We start from the raw sequence: 20,798 nt of genomic DNA, 5'->3' as shown, positions 1-20,798 counted from the left end.
CCTCAGTAGCCGCATTATCCGTCATTCGACTTTTAATGTTATAATAGGTTGCCAATATGATAAAAAAGGGTAATGGACAGTGGTGATGAATGATGAATAATAAATTTATCCGAATCTATGAAGATATTGCAGCTCGTATTCGGACTGGAGAAATTGAAGCAGGTACGTTGCTTCCCTCGGAACTTGATTTATCGGAAAGTTATCAAACGTCTAGAGAGACAATTCGCAAAGCGCTTAAAATGCTGTCTGAAGAAGGTTATATTCAGAAAATTCAAGGTAAGGGCTCCATTGTATTGGATATACGTAAAATTGATTTTCCTATTTCGGGCCTCGTCAGCTTCAAGGAACTGGCTAAAAAAATGGGACATCGGGCCAAAACGTACGTTAAGGTTTTTGAAGAAAAAAAGGTTGATCAGGCCTTGTTCAAGAAAATCAATTTTGGCCTGAATGAAAAGGTCTGGGAGATCAGACGTGTACGGCAAGTGGATGGCGAACATGTCATTCTCGACAAGGACCATATAAGCCAGAGGCTTATTCCCGGTTTGAGCAAGGAAATATGTAATGACTCCATCTTCGAGTACATTGAGGAAGAGCTCGGGCTGACTATCTCTTTTGCCAAAAAGGAAATTTTGGTGGAGGAGCCTACTGCTGAGGATAGGGAATTGCTTGATCTCGAAGGATTCCACAATGTAGTTGTGGTTAGAAGTCAGGTTTACCTGGAGGATGCAAGTCAATTCCAGTTCACAGAGGCAAGGCATCGCCCGGACAAGTTCAGATTTGTGGACTTTGCCCGGCGTAGATGATATCCATTGACCATGGATATGAAACAGAGAGTACCTATTCACTTCTTTTAGGGGTGAACGAGGTGCTCTCTTTGTTTTGAAAACGATTTGAAGTGTTTAGGGGGTCGATTGCCAAATAAGGAGTGTTGATGGGGGAGGTAGCGAGTACAAAATAAATTCCTTATCATGGAAAAAATAACTTGACCGGTAAGCGTTTTCATTTTATTATATGTCCATAACCTTAACGATTAAGTAAATAAAATTAAATTATGTATCTTACATAAAGTTATTTATTTATAAATAATAACTTTATAAAATTATGGGATACTCTTGATTTTAGTTAACTTATTGCCTTGAGCAGGGTTAATTGAAATAAATAAAAAATGTAGGAGGTTCTAGCGAATGGTCAAGTTGCAAAAGTGTACAGTCTTTACCGTAATAGCTGCACTTATGTTGGTGATTCTGGGGAGTGCTGCACCCAAAGCGTCTGCTGCTACAGGATTTTATGTAAGCGGAGGCAAATTGTACGATTCCACTGGCAAGGCATTTGTGATGAGAGGTGTCAATCATGGACATTCATGGTTTAAGAACGACCTGAACACGGCTATTCCTGCAATTGCCAAAACAGGTGCCAACACCGTACGGATTGTGCTCTCCAATGGCGTGCAGTACACCAAAGACGATCTGAACTCCGTTAAAAACATCATTAATGTTGTGAGCGCAAACAAAATGATTGCGGTGCTTGAAGTACATGATGCAACAGGTAAGGATGACTATAATTCGTTGGATGCAGCAGTGAATTACTGGATTAGCATCAAGGAAGCACTCATTGGCAAAGAAGACAGAGTTATCGTAAATATCGCGAACGAATGGTATGGAACATGGAACGGTAGTGCTTGGGCTGACGGATACAAAAAAGCGATTCCGAAGCTGAGAAATGCCGGGATTAACAATACGTTGATCGTGGATGCAGCGGGCTGGGGGCAGTACCCACAATCCATCGTGGATTATGGACAAAGTGTATTTGCAGCAGATACACAGAAAAATACTGTGTTTTCGATTCACATGTATGAATATGCCGGTAAAGACGCGGCAACCGTAAAAGCCAACATGGAAAGCGTATTAAACAAAGGTCTGGCCCTGATCATCGGTGAATTCGGCGGATACCACACGAACGGAGATGTCGATGAATATGCGATCATGAAATATGGTCAGGAAAAAGGGGTCGGCTGGCTCGCATGGTCCTGGTATGGCAACAGTTCCGATTTGAACTATTTGGACTTGGCTACGGGTTCTAACGGAAGTTTGACAAGCTTTGGAAACACAGTCGTCAACGACAATTACGGAATCAAAAATACTTCAAAAAAAGCAGGGATCTACTAGGGTCTATAGGGTCTAGTTTTGCTAAAATGATTCATCCAATCCACTAGCGACATTAAGCTTGTTGTGACCACAAATCTCTTCCAAACACTCTGACCAACACGTCAGGGTGTTTTTTTGAAAGAAAAATCATCAAAACAGAATTCTTTTGAATTTTTCCGTTTATATTTAAAATCTTTTGTTTTCAAAACAAAACAAAGATGATAAACTCTGATTAGGAATAAAACAAACATTATCGGAGGGGAACAAATGGTACAGAGTTTATGGAATTCATCACAGGCTTCGGAGAAAACAACCGGACTGGAGCAACTGGTCTACCGATCCAATCTGATTGGGTCAGATCGCCGTGTATGTAACATTTTCGGAGGCAATACGTCTACCAAAACGACGGTGAAAGATTTTCGCGGCCGTGATATAGAAGTGATGTATGTAAAAGGCAGCGGATCTGATCTGGCTTCTATGCAGGCGAAGCATTTTACAGGCCTTGGACTCGAAGATATTCGTCCATTAATCGAACGGGAATCCATGTCGGATGAACAGATGGTCGAATACCTGGGTCATTGCATGATCGATTCCAAACACCCGCGTGCATCCATTGAGACGTTGCTGCATGCATTCCTTCCATATAAACATGTGGACCATACCCATCCAGATGCGATTATTAGTCTGTGTTGTGCAGATAACGGAAAAGAACTGGCGAAAGAGATTTACGGGGATCGATTTGTATGGGTTCCTTATGTGCGTCCAGGATTCACACTATCCAAGATGATTGCTGAAAGCGTATTCTCGAATCCCAATGCCGAACTGGTTCTGATGGAGAAGCATGGACTTGTGACTTGGGGAGAAACCTCGGAAGAATGTTACGCCCAGACGATCAAAATTATTAATGAAGCGGAAGCCTTCATTGAAGCACGTGTTGACGAAGGAAGCCTGTTTGGCGGAGAGAAGCATCCTGCGTTTGAGGCAGAAGTGCGTCGCCAGATCGTATCCAAAGTAATGCCGACCATTCGGGGAGCGGTATCGGATAGCAAAAAAATGATTTTGTCCTTTGACGATCAGGAGGATGTGCTTGCCTTCGTTGGAGGAGTGGATTCGCCGAAGCTGTCACAGGTAGGCGCGGCGTGCCCGGATCATTTGGTGCACACCAAAGTGGTACCTCTATTCATCGATTGGACACCGGACGCGGAGGATATTGAAGGGCTGAAATCCAAACTGGTGGAAGGCGTAGCCGCCTACAAAGAACAATATCAACAATATTTTGAGAGCAACAAAAATGATGGTGACGTGATGTTCGAAGCTGCACCTCGCGTCATTCTTATCCCAGGTGTGGGCATGATCAACACAGGCAAGAGCTGGGCACTGTCCCAGGTGAGCGGGGCATTGTATCATAGAGCCATTGCCGTGATGCGCGGTGCGACAAGTCTGGGCCAATTCGTATCCCTCAGCGCCAATGAATCCTACAATGTGGAGTACTGGCCGCTTGAGCTTTACAAATTATCGCTGGCTCCGGCGGAGACTGAGTTTTCCCGCAAAGTTGCGTTTATTACCGGGGGGGCCGGTGGAATTGGAAGTGAAACCGCACGCAGATTGGTATCTGAAGGGGCACATGTCGTTCTCGCGGACCTCAACCTTGAAGGAGCACAGAAAGTAGCTCAGGAAATTAACGACCAATATGGTGCCAATCGTGCATATGCATTGAAGATGGATGTAACCGATGAAGAGGCCGTGCAATCTGCGTATGCTGAAGTTGCCGTACAATATGGCGGCGTGGATATTATCGTGAACAATGCAGGCCTGGCCACCTCCAGTCCATTCGACGAAACATCATTAAAAGAATGGAACTTGAACATGAATGTGCTGGGTACAGGGTACTTCCTCGTGGCACGCGAAGCCTTCAAGTTGATGAAACAACAGGGGATTGGCGGCAGTATGGTATTTATCGGGTCCAAAAACTCAGTCTATGCGGGTAAAAGCGCCTCAGCTTACAGCTCGGCCAAAGCACTTGAGGCTCATTTGGCCCGCTGCATCGCGGCTGAAGGTGGGGAATACGGTATTCGTGTAAATACGATTCTCCCGGATGCCATCCTGCAAGGTTCAGCGATCTGGAACGGTTCATGGAGAAATGAACGTGCAGCAGCCTATGGTATCGAACCAGATCAACTGGAAGAGTACTATCGCAAACGTACAACTTTGCTCGTCAATATTTATCCGAGAGATATTGCGGAAGGCATCGCCTTTTTTGCCTCTTCCAAATCAGAAAAAACAACCGGTTGCATGATGACGATTGATGGCGGTGTGCCAGCAGCATTTACACGATAATAAGGAGGGTTCTCGCACATGGAAAATCAGGTCAAGCAAGCATATGAAGCAGCCAAATCATTATATGCTCAGCATGGAATTGATACGGATGAAGTGCTGAAGAAGCTCGCGGAGATCAAAGTGTCTGTTCACTGTTGGCAAGGGGACGATGTAAAAGGTTTTCTGAATAAAGATGGGGAACTTACGGGTGGAATATCCGTTACAGGTCAATATCCGGGGGCTGCAACGACACCCTCAGAGCTTCGGGCAGACCTGGAGCAAGCCTTCTCAATGATTCCCGGCAAACATAAGGTCAATTTGCACGCGATCTATGCGGATACGGACGAACAAGTAGAGCTGGATCGGATTGAGCCGAAGCATTATGAGAACTGGGTGAAATGGGCCAAAGAACAAGGGCTCGGTCTGGATTTCAATCCAACCTGTTTTTCACATGAAAAATCAAGTGACGGTTTCACGCTAAGTCATTCCGATCCGGCGATTCGCAAGTTCTGGATTGATCACTGCAAAGCATCCCGCCGCATTGGCGCTTACTTTGGCGAGCAGCTGGGCCAGACTTGTGTAACCAATGTTTGGGTGCCGGACGGGTTCAAGGATAATCCGGTCGATCGCATGACACCGCGGAAGCGGCTGAAGGATTCACTTGATGAGGTGTTTGCCGAGAAGCTTGATCCGAAGTATCATCTGGATGCGGTCGAGAGTAAGCTATTTGGCCTCGGCTCCGAAGCGTATGTCGTTGGTTCTCATGAATTCTATATGGGCTATGGACTGCAAAATGATACGTTAATCTGCCTTGATGCCGGACATTTTCATCCAACGGAAGTTATTTCTAACAAACTATCTTCACTGGCCCTGTTTACCAACGGCATTCTGCTGCATGTCAGCCGTCCAATGCGTTGGGACAGTGACCATGTTGTCATTATGGATGATGAGCTGCTGGAAATTGCTCGCGAATTGGTACGTCATGATCTGCTTCCAACGACACATATCGGACTCGATTTCTTTGATGGAAGCATCAATCGAGTTGCTGCGTGGGTAGTTGGCACACGCAACACGATTAAAGCGTTGCTACGTGCGATGTTGGAACCTGTGGATGCTCTGAAATCAGCGGAGCTGGAAGGGGATTACACCCTTCGTCTTGCTTTGACAGAAGAGTTTAAGTCCTATCCTTTCGGCGCGATCTGGGATTATTATTGCGCTCAGCAGCAAATACCTGTACGCGAACAGTGGATTGCTGAGATCAAAACCTATGAGCAGGAAGTTTTACTTCAACGAGATAAATCTTTCGTATAGGATGATGCAGGCCACGGTGGAGAAGTTTTCCACTGTGGCTTTTTTGCATGGAAACAGCTGCGAAATGCATAACTGCGGTCAGAATTTCCATACTAAAAATACATAGAAAAATGCAAAGCTTCAATGCTAGTACTGCAACGTAGAGGAGGATGCATCCGATTTGAATCTCGCCCACAACAAATTGTATATCGCGGCACTTGGCGGCTTGAATGAAATAGGTAAGAACATGTATCTGATCCAATATAATCAGGACATCATTGTCATCGACTGTGGTTCCAAATTCCCGGATGAAACCCTGCCGGGTATTGATCTCATCATTCCGGATGTGACATATCTGCTGGAAAATCAGGACAAGGTGAGGGCGCTTGTGGTTACCCATGGACATGAAGACCACATTGGCGGCATTCCCTATTTGTTAAAACAAATCAATATCCCGGTGTATGCATCCAGACTGACACGAGGATTAATTGAACTGAAACTGAGAGAGCATGGGCTGCTGCGCAAAGCAGATCTGCATACGGTTGATTCCAAATCCAGCATTACGCTGGGTGGAATTCAGATTTCTTTTTTTGCGACCAGTCACAGCATACCGGATTGCCTGGGTATTTTCTTTCAAACACCTGGAGGAAATGTAGTCCATACCGGGGATTTCAAGTTTGATATGTCACCTGTAAATGGGCCGTATCCCGATCTGCACCGTATGGCCGAGATTGGCAAACAAGGTGTACACGTGCTGTTGTCCGAGAGCACCAATGCAGAGAGACCGGGGTTCACCCCTTCCGAGCGTGTCGTAGGTGACCACATATTGGACGCGTTTATTCGTGCCAAACAAAAAGTGTTTATTTCTACCTTTGCGTCCAACGTAAGCAGGGTTCAACAGATTGTAAATGCAGCATTCGAGACGGGGCGCAAGCTGGCTCTGCTGGGTAGAAGCATGCTTAATGTAGTGTCCGTAGCTAGTGAACTGGGATACCTGGATGTACCAGAGGGGCTGCTCATTGAGGCCATTGATTCGGACCAGTTTCCACCTGATGAGGTCGTTGTGCTCTGTACGGGAAGTCAGGGTGAAACGATGGCTGCTTTATCCCGTTTGGCGGCCTCCAAACATCCTCATGTGAAGATTGCACCTGGAGATACCGTCATTATTGCCGCTGGGGCGATCCCGGGGAACGAACGCAATCTTGCGCATGTCATTGATAATCTGTATGTGCTCGGAGCACGCGTCATTTACGGTTCAAGCGGAGCAGCAGGCATGCATGTATCAGGACACGGCAGCCAGGAAGAACTCAAACTGATGCTGACCCTGATGAAGCCTGATTATCTAATTCCAGTTCACGGTGAGTTCCGCATGCTGTATCAGCATAGACAACTGGCGGAGTCCGTGGGGATCGAACGGGATCATGTATTCATCGTGAACAATGGGGATATGATTCAGTACAAAGATGGCGTGGCATCTCCTGGTCCCAAAATTGCTTCAGGCAACAGTCTGGTCGACGGTCTGATCATGGGCGACGTCGGGAATATCGTGCTGCGTGATCGCCGGCAACTGTCATCCGATGGAATGCTGGTGATTGTGACTACGCTGAGCAAAACGGAGAAACATATGGTGACAGCACCTGAGATTATTTCCAGAGGTTTTGTGTTTGTGAAGGATTCCGAGGAATTCATGAAAGAGATTCATGAGCTTGTTCAGAACAAGATGGATGAGTTAACCGGAAGCGGAGCGAATCAGTGGAATGTGATCAAAAGAAAGCTGAAAGACGAGATCGGTCATTACATCTACGCCCAAACAAAACGAAGACCAATGATTCTGCCCATTATTATTGAGGTTTGAGAAAGTGGAGCAGAGCCGATGTATAGAGATTAAGATGTGGATTAAAATTAAGATTAAGATAGTCAAAAGCCTGAGAAATGTAGGATCATACCGTTTTTCGTATGAACCACACATTTCAGTCAGGCTTTTATTGTTAACTAACCTATTGATCCTTCAGCAATCCAGATTGTCTCACAGAGGAGAGGAACTGGTGGAACTGCTCGATATTTAATTGCTGTGCGCTATCGGAGAGGGCTACGGCCGGATTCGGATGAACCTCAACCATAACGCCATCTGCACCCGCAGCAAGAGCTGCCTTGGCACATGGCGCAAGGATATCTTTGCGCCCGGTAGAGTGGGTGACGTCCACAAGCACAGGAAGGTGGGTTTCCTGTTTCAGAATCGGCACAGCAGAGATGTCTAGTGTGTTTCGTGTTGCTTTTTCATAGGTGCGAATGCCGCGTTCAATCAGCATAACTTGTTTGTTCCCGCGGGAGACAACGTACTCCGCAGCATGAACGAATTCATCAATGGTTGCCGCCAAACCACGTTTCAGCAGAATAGGAATCTTAACATCCCCGGCAGCCTTGAGCAGTTCAAAGTTTTGCATGTTACGGGCACCGATCTGGATGACATCAATATACTGGCCAGCCAATTCAATATGACTTGGATGCACAATCTCACTAATTGTCTTCAGTCCGAACTCGTCGGCAACTTCCTTCAGAATTTTCAATCCTTCGATTCCGAGTCCCTGGAAGTCATATGGAGAAGTACGAGGTTTAAATGCACCTCCGCGCATTACGGTAATGCCGGCCGCTTTCAGCGCTGCTGCGACCTCGCGTACCTGCTCATAACTTTCAACCGAGCATGGGCCAGCGATCATAATGGGTTTGCCTGCGCCAACCTTGACGTTTCCGATGGAGACGACAGTATCTTCCTGCTGATTTTTGCGGCTAACGAGCAGTTGTTTCTTATGTTCGTCGACCTGAAGGTTCAGGGAAGCCTGGAAAATCTGTTTGAACAGAAGTTTGATGGCATCGTCTTGGAAAGGCCCCGGATTGGCGGCTGTCAGTTCCTCCAGCATTTCTTTTTCGCGAACCGGATCAAATTTGGGTACACCTTGTTTTTCCTTGATTTGACCAATTTCCTGTGTAATTTGGGCCCGTTCTGACAACAAGTGCAGAAGGTTATGATTAATCTCACTCAATCGGCCTCTTAATTGTTCCAAGTTCATGCTTTGATCCATGCTGATCCACTCCTTTAATTTAAATTTATGAAAAAACACAAAAAGGCCCTTCATCCGTAAGGGACGAAGAAGCCGTGGTACCACCCTAATTAGAAACGGTCCTGCTGATTGAATACAGCCGATCTGTTTCTCACTTTGACCTTTTAACGCAAGGAACGGATTGTCCTAGAAGCTATATCCATGAGGAGCAGCTCTTCAGCAATCGGCTCGGGAGTGAACTTCGGCGGCATGTTCCTTTCGGGTGCTCTCAGTCTTCGGCACCGCGTCCCTGTAATGAACGATAACTCCGCGTACTCTTTCCGTCATAGCCTGTATGAATAATGATATTCGGTTCTGTATTTCATGATGCACGTTATGAATTGAAGTTATACTAGCATCTCATGTTCCATGTCTGCAAGAAGCTGAATTAATGCCATGCATCAATAACGCTTTACCGTGACACATTGAACATGCACGTTCAGAGTTGCGTGAGATTTACTAATATCTCCGTGGGAATAGTATTCGCAAGGGTTTGCCATTCGAAGTATAATAAAAGGTAATATAAGTGAATTCAAGCGAATGAGAATAAGAGGAGAAGTTATGAATAAAACGATTTCGGATATCGCCCAAATGGCAGGCGTGGCGAAGAGCACCGTCTCTCGTTTCCTGAATGGTGGTTCTGTTAGTGACGATACACGGCAGAAAATTGAGCGCATTATTAAACAATACAATTACGTACCCAATACGTTCGCACAGAGTCTTAAAGCCAAAAAAACCAGTATTATTGGAACGGTTGTTCCTCGTCTGGATTCCTTTGCAACCTCTCAGACATTGATCGGCATCGATGAAGAATTAAGAAATAATCAGTATCAGATGCTGATCGCGAATACGAGCCAGGATATGCAGCGCGAGATTGATGCCATATATGACTTTGCCAGACAGAAGGTATCCGGCATTATTCTGCTTGCCGCAGAAGTGACCGATGCACATCTCAAAGCTGTTGAAGACATCGGAATTCCGGTGCTATTGGTAGGGCAGCAGCATGAACAGTTACACAGTCTGGTTCATAATGATGATCAGGCGGGGTATGAGATGGGGAAGCATGTTGTGACAAAGGGCCATCGGAAAATTGTCTATATTGGTGTTACCGAGAGAGATCAGGCGGTGGGTATCCATCGCAAACAGGGGTTCAAGCGTGCGATCGACGAATGTGGCGGATGTGATGTGACGTATTACGAGACAAGCTTCAAAATGTCCGAGGCTATCATTACCGCAGAAGCGATTTTGAAAGAAAGCAAACCGACCATTATTGTGGGCGCAACAGATAACATCGCACTGGGTGTGATGAAGATTGCTTTTTCCAATAAGATACAAATCCCGCAGGATTTATCGGTTACTGGATTTGGCGGTTATGAAATTACCGAGATGATTCACCCTACACTAACGACAGTAAAATATCATTATTTTGAGGCAGGTCAAGTGGCGGCCCAGCACATTATTCGTCTGGTAAAAGGCGAGCCGGTGGAGCAGTGCACGATTCTTGATGTGGAGATTATTCCACGAGAAAGCGTTGACAAGATATAAATGAATCCTTTATGATAATTCCATCGAACCGGTTCCACTCCGAAAATCCATTAAGGATATGGGAACACGGTGGCAGGCGAAAAAGCCATATGGAATTATTTTTTTGAGCGCGTTGGAACCGGTTCCTCTGATTTTTTGGATTTTTAAATAAATTAAATTAAATTAAGAGTTACACTATCACGGAGAGGGCAGAAAAAATCTGTAGAAACGTAGTGTTCGCCTAAAAGCTTTCTGTAAGAAAGCTGCTTCGGAAGCATAAGCTACAGCGGATTTCACCCTTTAGAAAAGGGATCAAGGAAATCTGGGGATAACAGCGATCGAAGGATTGTTCTGCCATTGAAGTGGCCAAGTGTAAAATTTCTTGCTCTAATTTATATTAGCTAGGATGGAGAACACTTTTTATGAAAATGACTAGAGAGCAACGCTACAGACGAATCGAACAGGCAGAGCCTGGAGAAATAGGCAAGCTGGAAGCTTTGATCTCTGCTTGTCCGTGGAGACAGCATTACCATATCCAGCCGATAACCGGGCTTCTTAACGATCCTAACGGATTCTCTTATTATCAGGGATATTATCATCTGTTCTATCAGTGGTTCCCGCTCGGGACCGAGCATGGAATGAAGTATTGGTACCATACCCGTTCAACGGATCTGGTGCACTGGGAAGAAGTCGGAATCGGAATCGAGCCGGGCGACACATATGATTCACACGGGGCATATTCGGGCAGTGCTATTGAAAAAGATGGCCAGCTCAATCTGCTATACACAGGTAATACAAGAGATGAGGACTGGATCAGGCATCCGTATCAGTGTCTGGCGATTATGCATGAAAGCGGTTCAATAACCAAAGTTCATCAACCTGTGATTTCTGAAGTACCTTCTGGTTACACGGAACATTTCAGAGACCCCAAGGCTTGGCAGCAGGGTGACACGTATTATTGTGTGATTGGAGCCCAGCGTGTAGATGAAAAGGGATGCACCGTATTATATCGCTCGTCAGATCTCAGAAACTGGACGTTTCTTGGAGAGATTCATACTGGGCTACCTAACTTTGGCTACATGTGGGAGTGCCCCGATTATATGGAGATGCAGGGTAAGGGTGTGCTGATCTTTTCGCCGCAGGGAATAGAGAGTCAGGGAGATGAGTATCAGAACATTTTTCAGTCGGGCTATCTGATTGGCGAACCACTGGATCTTCAGACAAGGCACTTCGAACATGGTTCATTTCAGGAGCTGGATCGTGGATTTGACTTTTATGCCCCGCAGACGATGCAGGCGCCAGATGGAAGACGAATTTTGGTGGGCTGGATGGGACTTCCCGATTTGGAGTATCCGACAGATAAGAGTGGATGGGCACATTGCCTAACAATTCCGCGGCAGTTGTCACTCCGGGAGGGGAAATTAATTCAGCAGCCAGTCTTTGAAATGGTGAAGCTGCGTGGGGATTCTGAAGGGACTCACATGGAATTCACAATGGATCATGAGACTCGATCTTTCGCAGACTTTGCTGGAATGGCTTATGAATTGGAATGTGAAATCCGTAATTTTGACGCAGAGGTAGTAGGCATTGAATTGCGGGCGAGTGCAGAAGAGAAGACCGTGTTGCAATATGATCGGTTGACTCAGAAAGTAACCCTGAATCGTTCACAGTCAGGCGCCACGCTCGCGGATCAGAACGGGAATATTCGGCGCTGCGCATTGAATGCAGACGTGCTGAAGTTCCATATCTTTGTGGATTCTTCTTCTGTTGAGATCTTTGTCAATGATGGAGAAGAGGTATTCACAAGCCGTATCTTCCCAAGCAAGGAAAGTGTGGAGATTCGCTTCTTTGCACATAGGGGTAAAGCAGGATTTCAGGCATCAAAATGGGATTATTAGATATAACGTGAGAGGAATGAAGAACCATGTCGGATAATCAGCAGATTGCCCAGGACGTTATTCGTGCCATCGGGGGCAAAGAAAATATCGCATCATTTGCACACTGTGCAACACGTCTTCGGATCATGGTGAATGACAAGGACAAGATCGATCAGAAGCAGGTCGAGAACATCGACAAAGTGAAAGGGGCCTTTTTCAACTCGGGCCAGTATCAGATCATTTTTGGAACAGGAACAGTGAACCGGATATTTGAAGAGGTTGAGAAGCTGGGCATCGAAGGGTCTTCCAAGGAAGACGTGAAGAGTCAGGGCAAAAAGGAAGGCAATGCTTTTCAACGGGCCATTCGCACGTTTGGTGACGTTTTTGTACCGATTATTCCTGTGCTGGTCGCAACGGGGCTCTTCATGGGTCTGCGCGGGCTGCTCACTCAAAATGAAATTCTATCGCTATTTGGTGCAACACCGGAGGACATTTCGCCCAATTTCTTATTATTTACTCAAATCCTGACGGACACGGCATTTGCATTTCTGCCTGCACTCGTAGCCTGGTCTGCGTTCCGCGTGTTTGGCGGGAGTCCGGTTCTCGGCATCGTTTTGGGTCTGATGCTTGTGAATCCGGCGCTGCCGAACGCATACGCTGTGGCCGATGGATCAGCACAACCGCTGCATATGTTCGGATTCATAACGGTGGTCGGGTATCAGGGTTCCGTACTGCCTGCGTTTTTCGTCGGGTTGATCGGAGCGAAGTTTGAGAAGGTTCTAAGAAGACGCGTGCCAGAGGCGCTCGACTTAATTCTTACCCCTTTTATTACACTGACGGTCATGATTACACTTGGTCTCTTCGCGATTGGTCCGGTTTTCCATTCCCTGGAGGAGTGGGTTCTGCATGGAACAACAGCCGTATTGGGACTGCCATTTGGTATTGCGGGTATTATTATTGGTTTCTTCCATCAAATTATTGTCGTTACCGGTGTACATCACATCTTTAACTTTCTGGAGATTCAATTGTTAGAGAAAACGGGCTTTAATCCGTTCAACGCGATCATTACCTGTGCTATGGCTGCGCAAGGAGCAGCTTGTCTGGCGGTGGGGTTGAAAACCAAAAATACAAAGCTAAAGGCACTCGCACTTCCTTCGTCATTCTCTGCATTTCTAGGGATTACCGAACCTGCTATCTTTGGGGTTAACTTGCGGTATATGAAACCGTTTATCATGGGCCTTGTCGGAGGGGCTGTCGGTGGATTTATCGCGTCATTGTTCCATTTGCAAGGTACAGGTATGGCGGTGACGGTTATTCCGGGCACCCTGCTGTATCTGAACAGCCAATTGCCTTTGTACATTTTGTCCAACGTGGTGGCCATGGGAATTGCATTTGCACTTACCTGGTTCTTCGGATATAAGGATCAGCCGGTTGCGGAGGAAGTTCCGTGCAATGCAGGAGATGAGATCAAGACGGAAGTTCTGTCGCAAAAGTCAAACTCATCTGCCAGCCAGGCCGTCAACCATCGCACCAAGGTAGATTTGTTAGAAATTGCATCACCGATCACAGGCACAGCTGTTGCTTTGGATCAGGTTCCTGATCCTGCATTCTCGGAAAAGCATATGGGAGAAGGGATCGCTATCGAGCCTTCTGAGGGCAAAGTATTTGCACCTTTTGACGGCGTCATCGCTCATGTGATGAATAAAAGCAAACATGCCGTAATCCTGGAACACGAAACCGGTATTCAGATGCTTGTGCATATTGGAATTAATACCGTTGGACTGAAGGGTGAAGGTTTTACCGCATATGTGAATAGCGGAGACACCGTAACCGCAGGTCAACTGTTGATTGAATTTGACATGGAAGCGATACAGGCTGCCGGGCTGCCGTTGATTACACCTGTGCTCATCCCGAATGGGAATGATAGGATCGAACAGGTGATGCCAACGATGACCGGCCCTGTTCAAGCTAATGGAGAAGCACTAATCGTTGTGAAATTTACTGAACCGCAATAAGCGTAAACTTTTGAAAAAGACAGGTTAAAAAATGCAAAAAGACCCGGTGTATATCACCAGGGTTTCTTTGCACTTTTATGTATCTTTTCTTCTAAACGGAAGGTATCAAAAAGAATAATACGTCAGTGCGTATTGCATCATAAAGGCACGAATTTCTTCCCGGTTTAACATCACATCAGATGTGCTGGCTTGCTCCAGGTTAAGAAGCAAATTGCTGACGGCTTCATGCAGGAAAAGCATGCGTTTATTTCCCCATAGCTCTTGATGCTTCTGGATATATTGAATGACCTGTGACAGTTTCATGCCTTTTAAAGCTCTGAACACCGAAGCCCATTTTACCAGATCAGAGGGATGGGAGCCTACAGGCAATTCAAATTCAGCAAAACCATGAACATTCCCGCATGAGATTTTGAACAATCCACAGTAGCAGGATGAACGTTCCTGCGCTATGAAGGGTAATTTTCGCATATCGTAACGAATAATCTCCATGGAACTAATTCGGGTATCAACACAAATCTCCGTTCGAATTTCCACATCACAATCTGCAATCACACGCTCCAACCTCCATAGGCAAAATCATCTTATTGTTTTCTGTTGTTTTTGTTATCCTGCCGATTATATTACGACTGAACACAGCTCAAGTAAAATCAACCGGAATGGATATACGCCTGATTTTCCGATTTTTGGTATAGAATTCACACATGTAAGCGATTAACAAGTGATATATCTTCGTTTTGGACACGAATAACTCGATTTTTTCTTCCGCTTATGACAGACCGAGCAACATGCCGCATGACTGCGAAAAGAGGAGATTAGGCAAGAATTGCTCACCTGGATTGTCTGGAATCGATCAGGACGGGGTGAAAATCGGATGCATTTGAATTGCAGAGATGCAGACAGAGGACTATGATTCGCACATAACGTACTCCAGATGGCATTTGCAGGATCTGATGTGAAGGCGAGGTTGGCGGCAATGGATGAAGCAATGATGGTGGTTTCGACAGGACACGGTGCGGCGGGAATGAATTTTGTGGATGTATTACTGAAGAGGGGATTTGCAGTTGTCGTGCTTGTACACAGCGAAGAAGAGGGGGAACAACTTCAATCGCTTGGTGCAGTCACCGTGCGTTACATTCAGGAAATGGCATTCCGTAATCAGCTTCCGCCAGAATTTGTAGTGAAAAACGCCTTTGTATTCGAAAATAGCTTGCCGCAGTGCTGCCAGGACATTGAGCTGTGTCGCAGCTTGTGTCCGCAACAACTCTATGTCGTTTCCAGCAACAGGGCACCTGTTGGGCTTGTTTATAAAGGTCTGGGAGCAACATATGTCATTCACAGCCGGAGTGGAGATGTTTCATTTTTATTGTAAAGGCACTGATAGTGGGTCCTCGTCGCCAGTCAGATTAACCAAGTATAATAATGAAAACGTTCTGCCCAGAGCCTCTTGCCCTGGACAGAACGTTTCGTGAATTCCAATATGCTGTAGATTGAGTTGTGAAATCCAATTAGGAAGAGATTCCGACAACACTGGAACCATTCTTTGTAATTTTATACGTAATTACGTCTCCGCTCCAGAAGTGGAACTTGAGAATGACTTCTCCATTATTCGTTTCGTTGAAGAAGTTTTGTTTCAGTTCAATGACGTTGCTACTATAATTCGGACTGAATGCGTAGGAAAATTCTTTGAATGAAGTCCAGTTTTGCGGACCCGCGTTTCCGCCACTTGTATAAGTTGCTTCCATGGTGGCCAGCTGATTGCCATTAAAGGTAGTCGGAATCGCAAACGAGCTCGTTGTGCCCGTTACATTGCTCAGTTTAGGCGTGTCATACTTGATGATATTCAGGTTCCAGTTTGCACCTTTGTTGAATTTGACGGTCAACTTGGCATTAACCCCAAGATTACCTGAGGTGGTCAGTCTGGTTAACAGGCTTGATTTCAATGTCAGCACATCACCACTGATCGTGTAATCTGTACCTTGAACAAGGGTAGTGCTACCATTAGCAAGAGAGCTAAATGTATTGCCATTGAGATTCAGTTTTACTGTTTTATCCTGAATTGCAGCCCCTTTTTTCAGATAAACCAGATCAGATTCAGCTGTGGAGGAACGACCTGTCCAGCTTGCTTTCATTGTGTTATACAGATCCTGGTCAGACCAGGTGAAGCTGGTACGGCCAAAATGCTGTCCATTATCCCATAACATGGTGGTCATCTGTTTCTGACGCAGGTATTGGCCGATAAATTCGAAGAATTTCAGTTTCTCACCTTGCTCGATGACACCTGTGTGCTGATCAAAGCCGAGTAAGCCATACTCACCGACGATAACCGGAATACCTTTGGCTGTGAATGCATTGTACACTCGGTCAAATGTAGTCGTAATATCCTGTTGCACTTCAGCATTATATTTGGTGTAACCTGCGATATTCACACTGAATGGCCAGAAACCATAGTAGTGAACGGTAGCGATAATGTTAGGGTCATTCAATTTCGCAATTGTTTGAGATAATGCATCGAGATCTGGTTGAGCGGAAGAAGTATGCATCGTTGGGAGGACCAATGGACGTGTTGCATTGTTGCCGCCGGATGCTCTCACGATGTTATGAAAAGATACATTCAACTCATCCAGCAAAGCATACGCTGTAGCGGTATTCGTTGTACCACCTTCGGTGAAGCGTGGTTCATTTACACTTTCGAACATCAGCTTAGTGGATGAGTTTTTGAATTTGTTTGCAATTTGAGTCCAGGCAGAGTTGTAACGTGCAAGGACATTGGCATGGTCATTCTCCATATAGCTGATCCACTGCCATGAATCGTGATGGATATTGATCATGACATACAGATTGGCATCAAGCGCCCAGTTTACAACCTGTTGTACACGGTTCATGTAAGCGGTATCAATAGTATAGTTAGGAGCTCCACCTATATGAGCTTGCCAGGTCACTGGAATACGAATGCTCTTGTAGCCTTGATTGGCGATATTTTGAATCAGTTGCTGAGTAATCAGCGGGTTACCCCAGGCCGTCTCATCTGCACCAACAGCGTCCAGCGAGTTACCCAGATTCCAGCCCGGCTCCATCGCAGTAACATAGGACTGAATATTGGTTGGAGCAGCGGCTGAACTTGCCTGAATCGAGTCATCAGTAGCAGCAGAAGCGATGGCCGATGAGAAGAGGGACAGGATCATCGCAGTCACGAGCGTGAGTGAGAGAGCCGATTTGCGGTTGTTTTTCATTAACATATTCTCCTTTGAGTTATAATCGTTGAACTAAAATAGGATGCTTGCAAAGATTGGCAATAAAGCTCAACAAAAAATAAGCCGTAAGCTTGTTAAAAACGCGGATCACCTCCAAATAAAAATTACTGAAAGCGTTTTCTGAATTGAAATATATCATGCTTTAATAGAAGATAATACCAGTATAATTGGTTGATATTTCATGTGAAAATTAGTGGTTATGACAATTTTGGAATATTATATGTGGTGCACGAAACAGGTTTTTTTGCATGAAAAACCTTCGTGGACAATAGCATGAACTCTACTTGAGATCGATTACCGATCTTTCTAGTCTTTGCTTAGTATTCGATGCGTCTTCGTATGTTGCAGGGACAACGTTCCATGCAGATGCAGGATATATATCACGCTTATTAAATTGACAATGGCCCTAATTCTTGCTAAAGTTTTATCCAATCCGCATAATTGTGATCTGGGAATGTTACCGATAAGGGCATAACCTGAGCTGGCTTGTATACACTGCAACGTGTATCCGGGCTGGTTCGGGTTTTTTGTATTTTGTCTTATTAATGTTTCTTGCGATTTGAGCGGATAACAGAATTACATATTTGGAAGGAGAATAAGGATGACTAATTTTAAGTTTCCCAAAGACTTTTTGTGGGGTGGAGCCATTGCTGCCAATCAGGCAGAGGGTGCTTATCTGGAAGATGGCAAAGGGCTGAGCATTGTTGACTTGCTGCCGACAGGAGAGAATCGCAGAAGCATAATGAAGGGTAATGTTCCTGCATTAACCCCGCTGGAAACCGAGTTTTATCCTTCACATGAAGCAATTGATTTCTACCATCGTTATCCCGAGGATATCGCGCTGTTTGCCGAGATGGGCTTCAAAGCGTTGCGTGTATCCATTTCCTGGGCGCGGATTTTCCCAACTGGAGAAGATGCACAGCCGAATGAAGCGGGTTTGCAGTTTTATGATCGATTATTCGATGAACTGTTGAAGCAGGGTATCGAGCCTGTAGTAACACTTGCTCACTTCGATGTACCCGTTAATCTAATTGAGAAATATGGCAGTTGGAGAAGCCGTGAGTTGGTGACTCTGTTCGAAACCTACGCGAAAACCGTATTCAGCCGTTACAAGGACAAGGTGAAATATTGGATGACGTTCAACGAAATTAACATGCTGCTGCATCTGCCATTCCTTGGTGCGGGTCTGGTCTTCAAGGATGGTGATCATGTGAAAGAGATTCAGTATCAGGCAGCGCACCATCAATTGGTGGCAAGTGCACTGGCGGTTAAAGCCTGTCACGAGATCATCCCGGGCGCAATGATCGGCTGTATGCTTGCGGCAGGAAGCTTTTATCCTTATACCTGTAATCCGGATGATGTGTTCCAGGGAATGGAGAAAGACAGGGAGTCCTATTTCTTCATTGATGTTCAGTCGCGTGGAGAGTACCCAGGTTATGCCAAACGTTTCTTCAAGGATCATGGATTGAATATTGCCATGCAGCCAGGCGATGCGGAAATTCTGAAAAACCATACGGTTGATTATATCGGATTTAGTTATTATTCAAGTCGTACAACCTCCACAGACCCGGAAGTCGTCAAAAACATGACGAGCGGCAATGTATTTGGTTCTGTAGCGAATCCATATTTGGCAAAATCGGAATGGGGCTGGACGATTGATCCCAAAGGCATCCGTATTACAGCCAATCAACTGCACGACCGATATCAAAAACCGCTGTTTGTTGTAGAGAATGGATTTGGAGCCAATGACGTGGTTACCCCTGAAGGTGAGGTTGATGATGCGTACCGGATTGATTATCTGAAACGCCATGTTGCCGAGATGGGTGAAGCTATTCAGGATGGTGTAGAGATCATTGGTTATACAAGCTGGGGGCCAATTGATATTGTCAGCGCTTCTTCAGGAGAGATGAGAAAACGCTATGGTTACATCTATGTGGACCGTGACAATGAAGGTAAGGGTGACTTGAAGCGGATCAAGAAAAAGAGCTTCCATTGGTACAAAAATGTGATTGAATCAGATGGCAGCAATTTAGAACAGGAATAAGCAGGGAAAAAACAGGGACATTCTCCATGATCATATCGGAAGGACCACTTTTCATGGAACTTCCGATTGTTCCCTCGTTGAAAGCGTTGACATTTGTGTCTCTTCGCGCTATACTTGACGCAATTATATCGTTTTGGGATTGTTACTACTTGAAGTAGGCAAAACCTAAGCACCAAAAAAACAGACGTACATGTTTTGTTTATTTTGTGATGCTTCAGGTTTTTTTTGTATGCCCAAAAGGCGATATATGACTGCCAAGAGAGTGGATCGTGACGGGGGGATTGAAGTGAAAATAGCAAAGGTTATCAACAATAACGTCATTAGCATCTATCAGGCGGATGGAGCAGAGCTTGTAGTGATGGGGCGTGGGATTGCCTTTAAGAAAAAGCCCGGGGATAAAGTAGACGAGACCCGCATCCAGAAAGTATTTGCGCTTAAAAACAAGCAGACATCCGACAATTTCAAAATGCTGCTGCGCGAAGTGCCAATGGAACTGATCGAAATTGTGGAAGAAATTATTACCTACGCCAAAGAGAATCTGGGCCGTAACCTGAATGAAAATATCTACGTTTCCCTAACAGATCATATTAACTTTGCGATTGAACGATATCGTGAAGGGATAGAAATCAAAAATGCACTGATGTGGGAAATCAAACAGCTGTACAAGGCTGAGTTTGGACTGGGTCTGAAAACGCTGGAGCAGATTAAGTCCAGACTTCATATCGAGCTTCCACCGGATGAAGCAGCGTATATAGCCCTGCATATTGTCAATGCGGAGATGAATGAAGAAGTCATTACAACGATGAACATCACCAAGTTTATTCAGCAAATTATTAATATAGCCAAATATCACTTCAAGATGGAATTCGATGAAGAGTCTCTCAGCTATTTTCGCTTCATTACGCATCTGAAATTCTTCTCCCAGAGGGTATTAAGCGGGACGCATTATGACAATAATTATGACCACTTTTACGACATGATCAAAGAGAAGCACCCGGAAGCGGCGGCATGTACGGAGAAAATCGAAATGTTCGTCAACAAGGAATATAACCATCAGCTTACCAACGAAGAGAAATTGTATCTGACCGTCCACATTGAACGGGTCGTTAATCGATAATAATTAAAATGTTGACAAATTTGGTTAAATCATAATAATATGAGATTAACAGGAATTGAATACGATTTAACTGGGATTGTTACTGGTTATGCAGGCAAAACCTAAGTCATGAGAAGGCAGGA

The 20,798-nt window shown here is 45.2% G+C and carries 14 protein-coding genes; 11 read left to right on the top strand and 3 right to left on the bottom strand.

Annotated features, from left to right (window positions below; translation table 11 throughout):
- Positions 1-92: 92 nt before the first annotated feature.
- From treR to CRO25_RS06785, 5 genes are all read left to right on the top strand, one after another.
- Entirely contained in the window at positions 93-803 is a 711-nt protein-coding gene (gene treR, locus CRO25_RS06805) for a trehalose operon repressor (protein ID WP_079694432.1), read from the top strand.
- A gap of 429 nt (positions 804-1,232) precedes the next feature.
- Complete coding sequence (locus tag CRO25_RS06800; RefSeq protein ID WP_372828762.1) at positions 1,233-2,165, top strand: glycoside hydrolase family 5 protein; 933 nt, start codon at positions 1,233-1,235, stop codon at positions 2,163-2,165.
- Positions 2,166-2,411: 246 nt separating this feature from the next.
- Positions 2,412-4,481 carry a bifunctional aldolase/short-chain dehydrogenase gene (locus CRO25_RS06795; RefSeq protein WP_079694430.1) on the top strand — a complete coding sequence of 690 codons (2,070 nt, stop codon included), beginning with the start codon at positions 2,412-2,414 and terminating at the stop codon, positions 4,479-4,481.
- 18 nt (positions 4,482-4,499) lie between these two features.
- Positions 4,500-5,771, top strand: a complete 1,272-nt coding sequence (rhaA, locus tag CRO25_RS06790) for an L-rhamnose isomerase (protein WP_079694429.1) — start codon at positions 4,500-4,502, stop codon at positions 5,769-5,771.
- Positions 5,772-5,931: 160 nt separating this feature from the next.
- A complete protein-coding gene (locus CRO25_RS06785) occupies positions 5,932-7,605 on the top strand; it encodes a ribonuclease J (RefSeq protein ID WP_079694428.1) in 1,674 nt (557 codons plus the stop codon).
- Positions 7,606-7,747: 142 nt separating this feature from the next.
- On the opposite strand, the gene CRO25_RS06780 is transcribed toward CRO25_RS06785, so the two are convergent.
- On the bottom strand, positions 7,748-8,830 hold the full coding sequence (locus tag CRO25_RS06780) for a bifunctional 3-deoxy-7-phosphoheptulonate synthase/chorismate mutase (protein ID WP_063563501.1): 1,083 nt from the start codon (positions 8,828-8,830) through the stop codon (positions 7,748-7,750).
- 579 nt (positions 8,831-9,409) lie between these two features.
- Here CRO25_RS06780 and CRO25_RS06775 point away from each other — a divergent pair.
- The 3 genes from CRO25_RS06775 to CRO25_RS06765 all read left to right on the top strand — a co-directional run bounded on the left by CRO25_RS06775 (position 9,410) and on the right by CRO25_RS06765 (position 14,264).
- On the top strand, positions 9,410-10,393 hold the full coding sequence (locus CRO25_RS06775) for a LacI family DNA-binding transcriptional regulator (protein ID WP_079694427.1): 984 nt from the start codon (positions 9,410-9,412) through the stop codon (positions 10,391-10,393).
- A 401-nt stretch (positions 10,394-10,794) separates the two neighbouring features.
- Entirely contained in the window at positions 10,795-12,270 is a 1,476-nt protein-coding gene (locus CRO25_RS06770; RefSeq protein WP_079694426.1) for a sucrose-6-phosphate hydrolase, read from the top strand.
- A gap of 26 nt (positions 12,271-12,296) precedes the next feature.
- Positions 12,297-14,264: a sucrose-specific PTS transporter subunit IIBC gene (locus tag CRO25_RS06765; RefSeq protein WP_079694425.1), complete on the top strand. Its 1,968-nt coding sequence runs from the start codon at positions 12,297-12,299 to the stop codon at positions 14,262-14,264.
- 105 nt (positions 14,265-14,369) lie between these two features.
- On the opposite strand, the gene CRO25_RS06760 is transcribed toward CRO25_RS06765, so the two are convergent.
- Positions 14,370-14,816, bottom strand: a complete 447-nt coding sequence (locus CRO25_RS06760; RefSeq protein ID WP_079694424.1) for a hypothetical protein — start codon at positions 14,814-14,816, stop codon at positions 14,370-14,372.
- A 379-nt stretch (positions 14,817-15,195) separates the two neighbouring features.
- Between CRO25_RS06760 and CRO25_RS06755 the strand changes: the two genes are divergently transcribed.
- On the top strand, positions 15,196-15,633 hold the full coding sequence (locus CRO25_RS06755; RefSeq protein ID WP_079694423.1) for a hypothetical protein: 438 nt from the start codon (positions 15,196-15,198) through the stop codon (positions 15,631-15,633).
- A 136-nt stretch (positions 15,634-15,769) separates the two neighbouring features.
- On the opposite strand, the gene CRO25_RS06750 is transcribed toward CRO25_RS06755, so the two are convergent.
- Positions 15,770-17,494, bottom strand: a complete 1,725-nt coding sequence (locus CRO25_RS06750; protein WP_079694422.1) for a cellulase family glycosylhydrolase — start codon at positions 17,492-17,494, stop codon at positions 15,770-15,772.
- 622 nt (positions 17,495-18,116) lie between these two features.
- On the opposite strand from CRO25_RS06750, the gene CRO25_RS06745 reads away from it, so the two are divergent.
- On the top strand, positions 18,117-19,559 hold the full coding sequence (locus CRO25_RS06745) for a 6-phospho-beta-glucosidase (protein WP_079694421.1): 1,443 nt from the start codon (positions 18,117-18,119) through the stop codon (positions 19,557-19,559).
- A gap of 286 nt (positions 19,560-19,845) precedes the next feature.
- On the top strand, positions 19,846-20,676 hold the full coding sequence (gene licT, locus CRO25_RS06740; RefSeq protein WP_079694910.1) for a BglG family transcription antiterminator LicT: 831 nt from the start codon (positions 19,846-19,848) through the stop codon (positions 20,674-20,676).
- Positions 20,677-20,798: the final 122 nt, after the last annotated feature.

This window comes from Paenibacillus sp. RU5M, assembly GCF_900221055.1.
Lineage (GTDB): Bacteria > Bacillota > Bacilli > Paenibacillales > Paenibacillaceae > Paenibacillus > Paenibacillus marchantiae.
The sequence above is the reverse complement of the archived record's forward strand: the minus strand, read 5'-3'. Positions and strand labels throughout refer to the sequence as shown.

Coding starts and splice junctions, on each gene's coding strand:
- CRO25_RS06780 (WP_063563501.1), bottom strand. CDS start 8,830: ATGGATCAAAGCATGAACTTGGAACAATTAAGAGGCCGATTGAGTGAG.
- rhaA (WP_079694429.1), top strand. CDS start 4,500: ATGGAAAATCAGGTCAAGCAAGCATATGAAGCAGCCAAATCATTATAT.
- CRO25_RS06795 (WP_079694430.1), top strand. CDS start 2,412: ATGGTACAGAGTTTATGGAATTCATCACAGGCTTCGGAGAAAACAACC.
- CRO25_RS06755 (WP_079694423.1), top strand. CDS start 15,196: ATGGCATTTGCAGGATCTGATGTGAAGGCGAGGTTGGCGGCAATGGAT.
- CRO25_RS06800 (WP_372828762.1), top strand. CDS start 1,233: ATGTTGGTGATTCTGGGGAGTGCTGCACCCAAAGCGTCTGCTGCTACA.
- CRO25_RS06775 (WP_079694427.1), top strand. CDS start 9,410: ATGAATAAAACGATTTCGGATATCGCCCAAATGGCAGGCGTGGCGAAG.
- treR (WP_079694432.1), top strand. CDS start 93: ATGAATAATAAATTTATCCGAATCTATGAAGATATTGCAGCTCGTATT.
- CRO25_RS06770 (WP_079694426.1), top strand. CDS start 10,795: ATGAAAATGACTAGAGAGCAACGCTACAGACGAATCGAACAGGCAGAG.
- CRO25_RS06750 (WP_079694422.1), bottom strand. CDS start 17,494: ATGAAAAACAACCGCAAATCGGCTCTCTCACTCACGCTCGTGACTGCG.
- CRO25_RS06765 (WP_079694425.1), top strand. CDS start 12,297: ATGTCGGATAATCAGCAGATTGCCCAGGACGTTATTCGTGCCATCGGG.
- CRO25_RS06745 (WP_079694421.1), top strand. CDS start 18,117: ATGACTAATTTTAAGTTTCCCAAAGACTTTTTGTGGGGTGGAGCCATT.